Annotated in this window: 1 protein-coding gene; it reads left to right on the forward strand. The window is 64.4% G+C overall.

Features of this window, described 5'->3' with window-relative positions:
- Nucleotides 1-68 precede the first annotated feature (68 nt).
- Nucleotides 69-758: DEAD/DEAH box helicase (locus EOC06_RS38120; RefSeq protein WP_164899040.1), on the forward strand; the 690-nt coding region annotated here is incomplete at its 3' end.

Genomic DNA, 758 nt, shown 5'->3' on the forward strand with positions numbered 1-758 from the left:
TTCGACGGCAGGTTGCGCCCTGCCGCCATCGATGTTTGCGGCTAGAAGCCGCGTGAAAGAAGATTATTTTGACCAACGAAAACACTTTGCCCGGTAGCACTGCGGAACTCACCGGTTTCGCGGCACTGGGTATTACGGGCGCGCTGCTCAAGGCCACCCACAACGCGGGCTTCGCCGAGCCGAAGCCGATCCAGGCACAGGCGATCCCGCCTCAGATGGAAGGCCGTGACATTTTCGGCATCGCCCAGACCGGCTCCGGCAAGACCGCGGCCTTCGCGCTGCCGATCTTGTCGAAGATCATTGCGCTTGGCACCAAGCGCCGGCCGAAGACGGCGCGTGCGCTTATCCTGGCGCCGACGCGCGAACTCGCCGTGCAGATCGAAGACACGATCAAGATCCTCGCCAAGGGCGCGCATGTCTCGACCGCGCTCGTGCTCGGCGGCGTGTCCCGCTTCAGCCAGGTGAAGAAGGTTGCTCCCGGCGTCGACATCCTGATCGCCACGCCCGGCCGGTTGACCGACCTTGTGCGTGAGGGCGACCTCGTGCTTGCCGACACCAAATGGCTGGTGCTCGACGAAGGCGACCGCATGCTCGACATGGGCTTCATCAACGACGTCAAGCGCATCGCCAAGGCGACGGCGCCCGACCGTCAGACGGTGCTGTTCTCGGCGACCATGCCCAATGAAATCGCCGAACTGGCCAAGGGCCTGCTGAAGAACCCGATCCGCGTCGAAGTCGCGCCGCAAAGCACGGCGGCG

The organism is Mesorhizobium sp. M7A.F.Ca.MR.362.00.0.0 (genome assembly GCF_004023175.1).
Taxonomy (GTDB): Bacteria; Pseudomonadota; Alphaproteobacteria; order Rhizobiales; family Rhizobiaceae; genus Mesorhizobium.